The sequence below is a fragment of the Zunongwangia sp. HGR-M22 genome (genome assembly GCF_027594425.1).
Taxonomy (GTDB): domain Bacteria; phylum Bacteroidota; class Bacteroidia; order Flavobacteriales; family Flavobacteriaceae; genus Zunongwangia.
The window spans coordinates 504,268-518,482 of the sequence record NZ_CP115159.1; the positions used below are offsets into that span (position 1 = coordinate 504,268).

Genomic DNA, 14,215 nt, shown 5'->3' on the forward strand with positions numbered 1-14,215 from the left:
TATTTTCTACTAATTTTGCTGAATAAGTGCCTATTTAGATTGTTGTAAAGCAGTTCATTTAGAATTTTGTTGTAAATTATCGATTATCGACTACTTTTGTAATAAATGAAACAGTTTTTTGCTAAAATATTCGCTTCCATTATAGCCGTTTTGGTGTTGTTTTCTACCTTTTCTTTTACGGTAGATCAGCATTTCTGCGGAAAAAAATTAGTGGATAGCGCTGTTTTTACCAAAGCAAAAACTTGTGGAATGGAAATGAATTCGGCAACTTCTGCTGAAACTTCTATAACAAAAAAATCCTGCTGCACCAATAAAAAACTAGAAGTAAAAGGTCAGGACACACTGAAGCAAAACTTCAATAATCTTGATTTTCAGCAGCAATTAGTTATTACTGGTTTTGTCTATTCTTATTTACAGCTTTTCGAGTTTTCAGAACCCGATTGTATTCCTTTTAAAGATTACTCCCCGCCAAAATTGGTCTGCGATATTCAGTTACAGGATCAGGTTTTTCGTATTTGATTTTAAACACATTTTAATTTCGAAGCATTTCTATGTTTCGATGATTTTGCTATGCCTTTTTCGAGGTCATGCTTTATCTCAAATGATGTGTTTTTAAGATCAAATATTCTTTTTATGCTGAACAAAAGCATTAAATTTTTAATAGAAAATAAATTGGTTGCCGTTATCCTGCTAGTTGTGTTAGTAGGATGGGGAATGGTAAATGCGCCATTCAATTGGGATTTAGGATCGCTTCCGCGAGATCCGGTAGCAGTAGATGCTATTCCCGATATTGGTGAAAATCAGCAAATCGTTTTTACTAAATGGGAAGGTCGCTCTCCACAAGATATCGAAGATCAAATCACTTATCCGCTAACCACTTCATTGCTGGGAATACCGGGAGTAAAAACGATACGGAGTTCTTCAATGTTTGGCTTTTCTAGTATCTATATCATTTTTGAAGAGGATGTAGAATTTTACTGGAGTAGAAGCCGAATTTTGGAGAAATTAAATTCATTGCCAAACGGATTGTTACCTGAAGGTGTAAGTCCTTCTTTGGGGCCAGACGCAACAGCTTTAGGGCAAATTTATTGGTATACTTTAGAGGGTCGCGATAAAGCAGGGAATGTTACCGGCGGTTGGGACCTTCAGGAATTACGCAGCATTCAGGATTTTTATGTGAAATATGCACTTTCTTCGGCCAGCGGTGTTTCAGAAGTTGCTTCGATTGGCGGTTATGTTCAGGAATATCAAATCGATATAAATCCTGAAAAAATGCGCCAATACAAGGTGAGCTTACAAGATGTCGTGAAAGCGGTAAAAGAAAGTAATCGTGAGATTGGCGCGCAGACTTTAGAAATCAATCAGGCCGAATATTTAGTGCGTGGCCTGGGCTATGTAAAATCTATTGAGGATATCGAAAATGCAGTAGTTTCCTCTAAAGATTTTACGTCTTTAAAAGTCAGCGATGTAGCCAATGTTTCACTAGGCCCGGCAGCGCGACGCGGAATTTTAGATAAAGAAGGCGCTGAGGTTGTGGGCGGAGTAGTTGTTGCCCGTAATGGTGCCAATCCAATGGAAGTGATCAATAATGTAAAAGATAAAATTGCTTCTATTAGTGGTGGGTTGCCTTCTAAAGAATTAGCCGATGGCACCACTTCGCAACTTACCATTGTTCCTTTTTATGACCGATCTGAACTAATCCAGGAAACGTTAGGCACTTTAAACGAAGCACTGAGTTTGGAGATTTTAATCACCATTTTTGTGATTGTGATCATGGTGTTTAACCTTCGAGCTTCTATTCTTATTTCAGGATTACTTCCGGTAGCGGTATTAATGGTGTTTATCGGGATGAAATTATTTCATGTCGATGCCAATATAGTAGCGCTGTCAGGTATTGCGATTGCTATTGGGACGATGGTTGATGTGGGCGTGATTCTTTCAGAAAATATTATTCGACATTTAGATGAAAGCGAAGCAAATTTGCCAACAAATACGGTAGTTTATAATGCAACGGCTGAAGTTTCTGGAGCAATCATCACGGCAGTATTAACTACAATTATCAGTTTTATTCCGGTGTTTACAATGGTGGGGGCTGAAGGGAAGTTATTCCGTCCGCTGGCTTTTACCAAAACCATGGCGCTTACTGCTTCGATTATCGTAGCGCTATTTTTGATTCCGCCTTTTGCAGCCAGTATTTTCAGGAAAAGAACCATCCGGAAAAACTTCAATTTAGCTATTCAAGGAATATTGATAGTAGCCGGAATTACAATGATTTTTTATGGATTTTGGATAGGCTTAGTTTTAATAGGTTTAGGAATCGCCGGAATTCTAAAAGCGCAAAAAATCACTTCAGAAAAACAACATGATTGGCTTGTTGTTGGTATAATCTCAACAGCTATCATTTTTATGTTGGCTGTTTTTTGGAGGCCACTTGGTTTAGATACTTCCATTTTATGGAATGTGATTATGGTGGCCATTCTATGTTTCGGACTCCTATTTATTTTTAATCTTTTCCGAAGATATTATACTCGAATCTTACATTGGGCATTAGCTCATAAAATGATATTCCTAATACTGCCATTTTCGATTGTTATTGCTGGTATGCTAATTATGCGTAATACTGGGCAAGAATTTATGCCCTCGCTAAATGAAGGTTCATTTTTACTGATGCCAACCTCGATGCCCCATGCCGGAGTTGCCGAAAATAAACGAATCTTGCAGCAATTAGACATGGCGGTGGCCAATATTCCGGAAGTGAAAACTGTGGTTGGAAAAGCAGGAAGAACTGAGTCAGCTTTAGATCCTGCTCCACTCAGTATGTACGAAAATATTATTCAGTATAAACCGGAATACGCATTAAATGCGAGTGGGCAAAGACAGCGATTTAAAGTAAATGAAGATGGATTTTTTGTATTGAAAAATAACGAGTTGGCCATCGACGGAAGCGACCGTTTTACTGAAAATGAAATCCCAGATTCAATAAATACAAGCTTTAAAATTAATCGAGAACAATTAATTCCAGATGATGATGGCGAATATTTTAGAAACTGGCGACCTGCGATAAGCTCACCAGATGATATTTGGAATGAAATTTCAGCCGCTACAAAGTTACCGGGTATCACCTCTGCACCAAAACTGCAACCTATTGAAACACGATTGGTGATGTTACAAACCGGGATGCGTGCGCCTATGGGAATAAAAGTACAGGGACAGGATTTAAAACAAATTGAAGCTTTTGGAATGAAGCTCGAAGAAATCCTAAAGGCAGTTGACGGTGTTAAAGATGAAGCTGTTTTTGCCGATCGAATTGTAGGGAAGCCCTATTTGCTGATAGACATTAAACGAGATCGATTAGCGAGATATGGCATATCAATGAGCGATGTGCAAGACGTTTTAGAAGTAGCTGTTGGCGGGAAAATGTTAAGTCAAACAGTTGAAGGTCGGGAACGATATTCAGTTCGAGTACGTTATCCGAGGGAACTTCGAGATTCGCCAGAGGATTTGAAAAATATTTATGTTCCGGTAGAAAACGCAAAGCCTGTTCCGTTAGGTGAACTGGTAGAAATTCGGTATGAACAAGGTCCGCAGGTAATTAAGAGTGAAGATACCTTTTTAATCGGTTATGTGCTTTTCGATAAAATGGACGGTTTTGCTGAGGTTGATGTAGTTGAAAATGCACAACAAACAATTCAGCAGAAAATAGACTCCGGAGCATTAAAAGTTCCGCAGGGGATTAATTATGAATTCACCGGAAACTACGAAAATCAGCTTCGTGCCGCAAAGACATTATCGATTGTGGTTCCACTGGCGTTGCTCATCATTTTTATGATTTTGTATTTTCAGTTTAAATCGGTGTCCACCTCTTTTATCGTTTTTACCGGAATCGCGGTCGCTTTTGGCGGCGGATTTATAATGATCTGGTTGTATGGACAAGATTGGTTTTTGAATTTTAACCTCTTTGGCGAAAATCTAAGAGACCTGTTCCAGATGCATACCATTAATTTAAGTGTCGCCGTTTGGGTTGGTTTTATTGCGCTTTTTGGAATTGCGACAGATGATGGTGTGGTGATGGCAACTTATCTTACTCAGACTTTTGGAAAAAACGAACCAGAGAATATTAAAGCTATTCGAGCTTCGGTTGTGGAAGCAGGTGAAAAAAGGATCAGACCCTGTTTAATGACCACGGCCACTACAATTTTGGCGCTGTTGCCCGTTTTAACGAGTACAGGGCGCGGTAGTGATATTATGATACCAATGGCGATACCAAGTTTCGGCGGAATGTTAATCGCATTAATTACACTTTTTGTAGTTCCGGTTTTGTTTTGCTGGAAGAAAGAAATGAAGTTGAAGAGAGAATTGAGTAGTTAGAATTGAGATTGCTTCGCTGTTAGAAGCTAGAAAATTTGATGATGTGTTAATTTGAAAATGTGTTGAAAGAATCAAGGCTAGAATATTCTGAATGTAAAAAGTTGAATTTATAAAAAAGTTGAATTCAAAATGTAAACGTCATGCTGAACTTGGTTCAGCATCTCATAAAACTGAGGATGAGATCCCGGATCAAGTCCGGAATGACGAAAGATTGTAGAGATTTTGATTGAGTAAGAAAATAAAGTTAAATCAGTTGAATATTGATTAAAAAAGCTGATTGCTGAAAGCTCTCAGCTAAGAGCTCAAAAACTAAAAAATGTAAACCGTGAACTGTAAATTATTAATAGAAAAGGAATATAAAATTCTATCGCTTTGTGTGATGCTATTTTCTTTTATAATGGATGCTCAGCAACTAGAAAACTATATTCTAGAAGCGCAGAACAATAGCCCAATGATCGATGCTTTACGGGTGAAATACGATATTTCAAAAGAGCAAGCTAACGCCGTAAATACCTTGCCAAATACCGAATTTGCCGCAGGATATTTTGTAAGTGAACCGGAAACCAGAACTGGGCCGCAGCAAGCTAAATTTTCGGTAAAGCAAATGTTTCCGTGGTTTGGTACAATTTCAGCGAGGCAAGATTACGCCGGCGCATTAGCTGAAGAAGATAATATTGAAGTCGATATCGCTCTGCGTAAGCTAAAATTATCGGTTTCAAAAGCCTATTTTCATTTGTACGAATTTCAGGAGAAAATTAAAGTGATAAAAGAGAATATTGAATTACTGAAAATTTATGAAGAATTGGCGCTAAACGGTGTAGAAGTTGGAAAAGCCAGCGCGGTGGATGTGCTTCAGTTGCAAATGCGTCAAAACAGGCTAAAAGATCAGCAGGTGAGTCTAGAAAATAAATTGACTTCAGCAAAAGTAGCTTTTAATCGATTGCTGAATAGAGAAAACAATGCTTCAGTAACACTTGTAGATACACTGGAATTGCCTTCAGAAGAAATGAGAATTTCAGCAATAAAAGTTCATCCGGAATTATCCAAATTCGATGAGAGTTTGGAAAGTGTCGATTTTGCGGAAGCCGTAAATCAAAAAGAATCGGTTCCGCAATTCGGTTTAGGTGTAGATTATATTAATGTAGGAACGCGCACCGATATGGCAATTCCCGATAACGGGAAAGATATTGTGATGCCTATGGTATCGTTTTCGATACCGATTTTCAACAATAAATACTCTTCGGTTTCTGCCCAAAATGAGTTACGAAAAAAACAAATTTCAGCAAATAAAAGTCAGCGTTTAAATGAATTGGAAAGCAAGTTGTCCAATGCGCTTGAAATGCGAAATTCAGCGCGATATTCTGTAGAAATTCAATTTCAAAATATTGGATTAACTAAAGATGCTGAGGATATTTTGATGCGCAGTTACGAAAGTGAACGTTTAGATTTTCGGGATGTGCTAGATATCCAAGAAATGCAATTAGACTATCAAATGAAATTGGTCGAATCGATAAGTAATTATTTTCAGCAAACGGCGATGGTAGAGTATTTGGTTGATTAGTAGTGAGTAGTTAGAATTGAGTATTGAGATTTTAGAGAAGAGAATATAGAAATGAGATCCCGGATCAAGTCCGGGATGACGTAAAGGTTATTTCGTGAATGCTTTGCGCATAAGAAAAAGTCGGATCGTCATGCTGAACTTGATTCAGCATCTCATTAGATTGAATGAAAATAAGATTTAGGATTAAGTATGATGATTATCGATACTAAATGGAGATAGGAAAAAAAAACAACAGATGAAAAAAACAATTATATATACAGGTTTAGCTTTAATCATTGGTCTTTTTATCGGCTATTTAATTTTTAGCGGAAGTGAACATAAAACTAAAGAGACGCATACCGAACACGATGCTGCAGAAGATACGATGTGGACATGTTCTATGCATCCTCAGATTATGCAACCAGAACCCGGCGATTGCCCTATTTGCGGTATGGAATTGATCCCGGCAAATCAAACAGATGTTACTATTGCAGGTTTTACGATGACGGAAAATGCCATGAAACTGGCCAATATTCAAACAAGCATAGTTGGAAATTCAAAGACTGATAATTCCATCACACTTTCAGGAACTTTAGAGGCCAATGAAGAATTAAACGCCGTACAATCTTCGTATTTCTCAGGCCGAATAGAGCAACTTTTTATCAACACTACCGGAGAGGAAATTAAAAAAGGGCAAATTTTAGCCACAATTTATTCACCTGAGCTGATTTCTGCTCAGCAAGAATTGTTAACCGCTTTGAAATTAAAAGAATCTCAGCCTAAATTATATCAGGCAGTGCGTAATAAATTAAAGAACTGGAAACTGAGTGATTCGCAAATCAATTCGATTGAAGAAAGTGGAAAAGTAAAAGAGAATTTTCCTGTTTTTGCATCAAATTCGGGAACAGTGACCGAAAAAATGGTGAATCAAGGCGATTATGTAAATCGCGGGCAGGCTTTGTATAAAGTGGCGAATCTCACGAAAGTTTGGGCGGTTTTCGATGCTTATGAAGGGCAGTTGTCTAATTTAAAAGAAGGGCAAAAACTTCAGATTTCGGTTAATGCTTTTGCCGATGAAAGTTTTAATGGAACCATCGATTTTATAAATCCTGTTTTAGATAATTCAGCCAGAACTACAGAAATCCGCGTGGTGTTAGCTAATCGAAACGGAAAATTAAAACCGGGAATGTTTGTAGAAGCAGAGGTTGATTTGGAAGCGACAGAAAATTCGCAAATAAGTATCCCCAAATCCGCGGTGATGTGGACGGGAGAGCGCTCGGTAGTATATTTAAAAACAGATGCTAATTCACCTCAGTTTGAAATGAAAGAAGTGAAATTAGGTAGTGAAATTCGCGATTCTTATCAAATTTTAGAAGGTTTGGAAAAAGGCGATGAGGTGGTTACTAACGGAACTTTTACCGTAGACGCTGCGGCGCAATTGCAAGGAAAAAAATCGATGATGAACCGCAATGCGGTAGATGATAAAAGGACTAATGAAGCTATGGCAAGGGAAATGAATTTACCGAAAAGTTTTCAGTTGGCTTTTCGAGCGGTGATTGAAGATTATTTAGAATTAAAGGATGATCTGGTAGTTAGCGATGCTACTTCAGCAAAGAAGGCTGCGAAAAAAGCTTCAGCAAAAATCAATACTATCGATACGGCAGCACTGAATAAAATGGTAGCAACTCGTTTTAAAATAATTCAGAATACATTTAAAGCGATTAGTGCTTCCGAAGATATCGCAACGCAACGAAAAGAGTTTATAGCGCTTTCACAAAATATGATAGAACTAGTATCGAATTTCGATGAAATAGAGGAACTTTATATTCAGCGATGCCCGATGGCAAATAACAATAAAGGAGCAACCTGGCTTAGTAAAAATAAGGAAATTAAAAATCCATATTTTGGCTCGAAAATGTTAGGTTGTGGAGAAACGATTAGAAGCTTACCCAATAGGGATAATAGAATAACGTCACCCTGAACTTTTTTCAGGCTCTCATAATGATGAGGTTCCGGGGCAAGTCCGGAATGACGCTAAATAATGTTCGAAATTAAATTTAATAATAAAGAATTATGAAACGTATACCTAGAAATCTATTTTCTATAGCTTTTTCAGCTGGAATTATGAGCTTTACCAGCTGTAAGGAAAACAAAGAATCTACTACTGATGCTACGCAGGAAGATGTAGAAATGACTCAGGATGATAATGCAAAAACGATAGCCCAAAATGCTGAATTTGATGATGAAAAAGTAGCTTCAGAATATGTAGCTTATTTACAATTAAAAGATGCTTTGGTGGCTACCGATGCAAATGCTGCGAAAAAAGCAGCCAAGAAAATGACCGGTTTCGAGAATGCTGAAATTGCTGAATTAGCGACTAAAATTTCAGAAGAGACAGCTATAGAAGCACAACGAAAAGTATTTTCAGAATTAACGGTTTTGATGGAACCGGTGCTTGAAAACGCTATTGCTTCAGGAGAAATTTATAAGCAATTTTGCCCAATGGCTTTCGATGGAAAAGGAGCATCGTGGTTTGCAGCTTCCGAAGAAATTAATAATCCGTATTTTGGAGATAAAATGTTGCATTGCGGTAGAGTAGAAAAAACTATTCAGTAAAAAGCGGAATTTCCGCAATTAATTATTATAAGTAATGTCACCCTGAACCTGCCCGTCCGCCAGGCGGGCTTGATTTAGGGTTTCATCAAGATAATTTTTATAAATAAGTATACGATTCTGGATCAAGTCCGGAATGACGAAAGCAATAAATATATAAATTGAAGATATTAATAATAAGCCCTATTCTCTCGCTCTATTCTTTGAGCGAGAGATCTTTTAAAAATTAAAGTTTTGGCAGAAAACGCGATTCCTATTAAAAATATAGTCTGTGGCCGTTGCATCGCGACGGTAGAAGGTATTTTGTCTAAACTCGATATTCCGTATAAAGAAGTGAATTTAGGGGAAGCGATTTTAGAAAGAGAACTTTCTGCAGCGGAACAAAATGCGTTGTCTTCGGAATTAGAAAAAGTAGGTTTTCAGCTTTTACAATCTAAGAATGAACGTATCATTAATCAGATAAAATCGGTTTTGATTGACGAGATTTCTAATTATGCCGATCAAAAGAAATTATCAGAAATCTTAAGTGCAGAGCTTCATCACGATTATAGTTTTATTACTAATTTATTTACTGCGGAAGAAGGACAAAGCATCCAGTCGTATTTCAATAAACTCAAAATCGAAAAAGCCAAAGAGCTTTTAGAGTACGATGAATTGAGTATTGCTGAAGTGGCTTACCAGCTCGGTTTTTCAACAGCGGCTTATTTATCGACTTCCTTTAAAAAACAAACCGGAATCACACCTTCAGAATATAAAAAAATGCAACTAAAAGGTCGAAAAGGCCTTGATGCTGTTTAAGCATTCCTAAAACTGAAATAACTTACCATAATATTAAAAGCCTGACTGCTTACGCTACCTTATTTTTGTAATTGAATTAAGACAAGCTAATTTAAAACAAAAACCTGAAAATTTGTATAAATTTTCAAAGCACTATAATGAAAAAGAGCTATAACGTAAGCGGAATGAGTTGCCAAGGTTGCCAATCTCATGTAACCCAAGCACTGCAAAATATTCCTGAAGTAGAAAAAGTTGACGTAGATCTTGAACAAGAAACTGCTGAAATTTTGATGAAAAAGCATATCGAAATTTCAACATTTCAGCAAGCCTTAAAAAATGCCGGCGGAAATTATCAAATATCGATTCCTTCGGAAAAGTCTTCTGAAGAAAAATTGATGACGCACCACTATCATGTAAGCGGCATGTCTTGCAATGGTTGTCGCGCTCACGTAGAAGAAACCTTGAATAAAGTTGATGGTGTTGAAAACGCTGAAGTGAATCTTGAAAAAGCGGAAGCAAAAATCAGCATGCATCATCATATCGAAATTGAACAATTCCAGCAAGCTTTAGAAAATGATAGAGGCGGCTACCAAATTCATCCATTAGATCAAAAAAAAAAGAGGGTAAAGAAGAATAAAAAAAAGAAACCGAAAGCAAAAGGAGATGGGAAGTGGTATTGCCCTATGCACTGCGAAGGCGATAAAATGTATGATGAACCGGGAGATTGCCCGGTATGCGGAATGGATTTGGTACAAGAACAAAGTTTAAGTGCGCCAAAAATTACATATACCTGCCCAATGCATCCCGAAGTTGAAGAAAATGAGCCTGGAGATTGCCCAATTTGTGGGATGGATTTAGTGCCTAAAGATCCTGAGCCAGAAGCACAAAATTCAACCTATCTAAAATTGCATAAAAAATTCTGGTTTTCGGTGGCTTTTACCTTGCCTATTTTCCTAATTGCTATGTCGGATATGTTAAGTAATAATCCGCTATATCAAATTATGGATTTGCAGTATTGGAATTGGGTGCAGCTAGTATTATCCATTCCGGTAGTGTTTTATTTTACGTGGATGTTTTTTGAGCGTGCCTGGAAATCTATCGTAAACTGGAATTTGAATATGTTTACGCTGGTAGGTATTGGTTCTGGAATAGCCTGGATTTTTAGTGTACTAGGCTTATTGTTTCCCGATTTATTTCCTAATCAATTTAAAACAGAAGCAGGTACAGTGCATGTTTATTTTGAAGCCGCTACGGTTATTTTAACATTAGTGATGTTAGGCCAAATGTTAGAGGCCCGAGCACACGATCGTACCAATTCCGCTATCAAAGAATTACTGAAGTTAGCGCCCAATAACGCCACTCGGGTGGTAAACGGAAAAGAAGAGGTAGTTGCTATAGATGATATTGAAGAAGGTGATCTTTTAAAAGTAAAACCCGGAGAGAAAATCCCGGTTGATGGGATTATTAAAAACGGAAAATCGTCGATCGATGAAAGTATGATTACCGGTGAGCCGATTCCGTTAGAAAAATCGGCTGACGATAAAGTAACTTCAGGAACTATAAACGGGAATTCTTCTTTTACCATGATGGCCGAGCAAGTAGGCGATGAAACTTTGCTTTCCCAAATTATCCAAATGGTAAATGATGCCAGTAGGTCGCAAGCGCCAATTCAACGTTTAGCCGATAAAATTTCAGGATATTTTGTACCGATTGTGGTACTTATTTCGGTGATCACTTTTGCGATCTGGGCAATTGTTGGTCCGTCGCCGTCTTACGTTTACGCTTTTGTAAATGCCATCGCGGTGCTCATTATTGCCTGTCCTTGTGCTTTAGGTTTAGCCACACCAATGTCGGTTATGGTTGGAGTAGGAAAAGGCGCCCAGAATGGTGTGCTCATCAAAAATGCGCAGGCTTTAGAGCAGATGAATGAGATCGATACTTTGATTATTGATAAAACCGGAACGATCACGGAAGGAAAACCTTCCGTAGAAAAAATGGTGAGTGTTGGTGATTTTACTGAAGCTGAGATTGCAGGATTTATCGCTGCTTTAAATTCGCATAGTGAACATCCGCTGGCCACTGCAACGATAAAATATGCGAAAGAGAAAGGTGTTAAGATAGAGGAAGCTTCAAATTTTGATTCGGTTACGGGGAAAGGTGTGATTGGTGAACTTCAGCAGAAAAAATTAGCACTGGGGAATAAGGCGCTTTTGGATGAAAAAGGAATCAATTCTTCAGAAAAAATTGATTGCGAAATTGAACAATTTCAGCAACAGGGAAAAACCGTTTCTTATTTAAGCGTAGCTGGTAAGGTTGAAGGATTTGTAGTGATTTCAGATCCTTTGAAGAAAACCAGTAAAGAAGCACTTACAAAATTAAAAGAAGACGGCGTTGAGGTAATTATGCTTACCGGCGATAACGAACGTACGGCAAAGGCGGTAGCCGATGAAATGGGAATTGCGTTTAAAGCCGGAATGTTGCCGCAGGATAAAATGAGCGAGGTAGAAAAACTGCAGCAACAAGGGCGAAAAGTGGCTGCAGCCGGAGACGGAATTAACGATGCGCCGGCATTGGCTAAAGCCGATATCGGGATTGCTATGGGAACCGGAACTGATGTAGCGATAGAAAGTGCAGAGATAACACTAGTAAAAGGCGATTTAAAAGCGGTGCTAAAAGCGCGAAAACTGAGTGATAAAGTAATGTCGAATATTAAGCAAAATCTATTTTTTGCTTTGATCTATAATAGTATTGGTGTTCCAATTGCAGCCGGAATTCTATATCCATTCTTCGGAATTTTATTGTCGCCAATGATCGCTGCTTTGGCAATGAGTTTTAGCTCGGTTTCTGTGATCGGCAATGCGTTGCGATTACGAGCCGCAACACTATCCTAAGATGTTATCGAAACTAACTAACCAAACTAAAGATTTATGAACGATTTTTTAAGCAAATGGGGAGAAGCTGCCAATACCAGTCTGGGATTTTTCTGGATGGCATTGTGGGCTTTTGCTTTGGGGTATGTAATTAGTAGTTGTATTCAGGTTTTTGTCACCGAAAAACGAATGCAAAAAACTATGGGTGAAAATGAATCTAAAGGAGTGTTATTGGGAACTTTTTTTGGATTTATAAGTAGCTCCTGTAGTTTTGCTGCTTTGGCATCTACCAAGAGTTTGTTTAAAAAAGGAGCAAGTTTTGTTTCGAGTATCGCTTTTTTATTGGCTTCGACTAATTTGGTGATCGAATTAGGAATTATCATCTCAATATTTTTAGGTTGGCAATTTGTGGTAGGAGAATATGTAGGCGGAATTTTACTGATCTTGATCAGTTGGTTGCTCATTAGATTATTTCATCCCAAAGGACTAATTAAGAAAGCAAGAGAAAGACTTCAAACTGATGAAGAAGACGATAATGATGACCAGAAGTCTTGGAAGAAAAGAATTAAAACCGAAAAAAGCTGGGCGAAAGTGTCTCAGCAATACGGTATGGAATGGAAAATGGTTTGGAAAGATGTTACACTTGGTTTTACCATTGCCGGGATCGTAGCTGCTTTTATTCCAGATTCGTTTTTTGAAACGCTGTTTATCAATAGTGGGCAAGGAAATACAGATTTCTCATTTTTAACGATCTTAGAACATATTATTGTTGGGCCTTTAGTGGCTTTTATCACCTTTATTGGTTCGATGGGGAATATTCCACTGGCTGCATTATTGTTTGGTAAAGGCGTAAGTTTTGCCGGAGTAATCGCTTTTATCTTTAGCGACCTAGTGGTTTTCCCGGTACTTAGAATCAATGCCAAATATTATGGTTGGAAAATGTCGTTTTTCATTTTAATGCTACTTTTTATTTCTCTGGTTGGCGCATCGCTCTTGTTGCATTATGGATTTTTAAGTTTGGATTTAATCCCGGATCCTTCGAGTGTGCAGGTACAGGATCAAACATTTTTCAAAATAGATTATACCTTTTTTCTGAATATTACTTTTTTGTTTATTTCAGGATATTTGATCTACTTAGGTTTCTTTAAAAGAACCGATGTAATGCGAATGAAAGAAATGGCGCCAAAAAGTAAATTAATGGAGAAAACCCTAAAGTATATTGCTTTTGTTTGTTACGCCTGGTTGGCAGGAGGAATTATTGTGAAGTATTTTTTTCAGTAATTATAAAAAATAAAAAGAGAAGCTGTTAGGCCTCTCTTTTTTGCAATTGAACAATTATAAAATTGAAATTTATTTGGGGTTTTTGTGTTTATCTCTAAAATCTCTGTGATGATCTTTAAAAGCCATTCTTTTTTTGTGCTGTTCTATTCTTTTTGTTGTTTTCCAAAGCTCATATTGCTCTTTACTCAAAATTTCCAGCATAGCTTGTTGAAATGCTATTTCTTTATCTAAACGAGTATTCATTCTTTCGAAAGCTTCTTCTTTTAGCTTACCATCTTCCGCAGCATCTTTCATTTCTTCACGCATTTTGGCTCTGTCTTTGGCTCGTTCTGTATATAATTTCTGAAATTCTTTTTGTTGGTGTTCGGTTAGATCTAAGTCTAATGTTAATCTTTTTGATTTCAGAATAGCTTTTTCTTCAGCAGTCATATTCATTCCTGCACGTTCTTTTATTGGCTTTCTACGATCTTCTTTTTGCTGAGCAAATGAAGATACTGCCACTAGCATCATCATAATAAAACATAATCTTTTCATATTGAAGCGTTTTAAACTGAATGCTATAATAGGACTCTTAAAAAAGATAAAGGTTTAATAATGTATTGGGTTTTTTATTTTTAATTTAAACAGAAAGTGTCTTAAAACTATTAAAAATCGATATATAAATTGAAGATTTTGGGTGGGCTAATTTTTGAAGTTGGATAATTAAAGATTTAAAAATTAAAAAACCTGCCTTGTGGGGGAGACAGGTCTTAAAAAACTAATAAAT

The 14,215-nt window shown here is 37.3% G+C and carries 9 protein-coding genes; 8 read left to right on the forward strand and 1 reads right to left on the reverse strand.

Going from position 1 to position 14,215, the window contains the following annotated elements:
• Positions 1-105 precede the first annotated feature (105 nt).
• From PBT91_RS02165 to PBT91_RS02200, 8 genes are all read left to right on the forward strand, one after another.
• Positions 106-519 carry an HYC_CC_PP family protein gene (locus PBT91_RS02165; protein WP_270060173.1) on the forward strand — a complete coding sequence of 138 codons (414 nt, stop codon included), beginning with the start codon at positions 106-108 and terminating at the stop codon, positions 517-519.
• A 114-nt stretch (positions 520-633) separates the two neighbouring features.
• Positions 634-4,368, forward strand: coding sequence for an efflux RND transporter permease subunit (locus PBT91_RS02170; RefSeq protein WP_270060174.1), 3,735 nt, complete (start codon positions 634-636; stop codon positions 4,366-4,368).
• A gap of 325 nt (positions 4,369-4,693) precedes the next feature.
• Positions 4,694-5,929 (forward strand): TolC family protein, encoded by a 1,236-nt coding sequence (locus tag PBT91_RS02175; protein ID WP_333474216.1) that lies wholly within the window; start codon positions 4,694-4,696, stop codon positions 5,927-5,929.
• Between the two features lie 235 nt (positions 5,930-6,164).
• The gene (locus tag PBT91_RS02180; protein ID WP_270060175.1) at positions 6,165-7,889 is read left to right on the forward strand and encodes an efflux RND transporter periplasmic adaptor subunit; all 1,725 of its coding nucleotides are present in this window, start codon (positions 6,165-6,167) and stop codon (positions 7,887-7,889) included.
• 92 nt (positions 7,890-7,981) lie between these two features.
• Positions 7,982-8,524, forward strand: coding sequence for a DUF3347 domain-containing protein (locus tag PBT91_RS02185; RefSeq protein WP_270060176.1), 543 nt, complete (start codon positions 7,982-7,984; stop codon positions 8,522-8,524).
• Between the two features lie 231 nt (positions 8,525-8,755).
• The gene (locus PBT91_RS02190; protein ID WP_270060177.1) at positions 8,756-9,319 is read left to right on the forward strand and encodes a helix-turn-helix domain-containing protein; all 564 of its coding nucleotides are present in this window, start codon (positions 8,756-8,758) and stop codon (positions 9,317-9,319) included.
• 137 nt (positions 9,320-9,456) lie between these two features.
• Entirely contained in the window at positions 9,457-12,189 is a 2,733-nt protein-coding gene (locus PBT91_RS02195) for a heavy metal translocating P-type ATPase (RefSeq protein ID WP_270060178.1), read from the forward strand.
• Between the two features lie 36 nt (positions 12,190-12,225).
• A complete protein-coding gene (locus tag PBT91_RS02200) occupies positions 12,226-13,449 on the forward strand; it encodes a permease (protein WP_270060179.1) in 1,224 nt (407 codons plus the stop codon).
• A 69-nt stretch (positions 13,450-13,518) separates the two neighbouring features.
• Here PBT91_RS02200 and PBT91_RS02205 read toward each other — a convergent pair whose 3' ends face one another.
• Positions 13,519-13,983 carry a hypothetical protein gene (locus PBT91_RS02205; protein ID WP_270060180.1) on the reverse strand — a complete coding sequence of 155 codons (465 nt, stop codon included), beginning with the start codon at positions 13,981-13,983 and terminating at the stop codon, positions 13,519-13,521.
• Between the last annotated feature and the right edge of the window lie 232 nt (positions 13,984-14,215).

Bases quoted from the DNA above. Each gene is read 5' to 3' on its own strand.
- PBT91_RS02165 (WP_270060173.1), top strand. From the start codon at position 106: ATGAAACAGTTTTTTGCTAAAATATTCGCTTCCATTATAGCCGTTTTG.
- PBT91_RS02170 (WP_270060174.1), top strand. From the start codon at position 634: ATGCTGAACAAAAGCATTAAATTTTTAATAGAAAATAAATTGGTTGCC.
- PBT91_RS02180 (WP_270060175.1), top strand. From the start codon at position 6,165: ATGAAAAAAACAATTATATATACAGGTTTAGCTTTAATCATTGGTCTT.
- PBT91_RS02185 (WP_270060176.1), top strand. From the start codon at position 7,982: ATGAAACGTATACCTAGAAATCTATTTTCTATAGCTTTTTCAGCTGGA.
- PBT91_RS02195 (WP_270060178.1), top strand. From the start codon at position 9,457: ATGAAAAAGAGCTATAACGTAAGCGGAATGAGTTGCCAAGGTTGCCAA.
- PBT91_RS02200 (WP_270060179.1), top strand. From the start codon at position 12,226: ATGAACGATTTTTTAAGCAAATGGGGAGAAGCTGCCAATACCAGTCTG.
- PBT91_RS02205 (WP_270060180.1), bottom strand. From the start codon at position 13,983: ATGAAAAGATTATGTTTTATTATGATGATGCTAGTGGCAGTATCTTCA.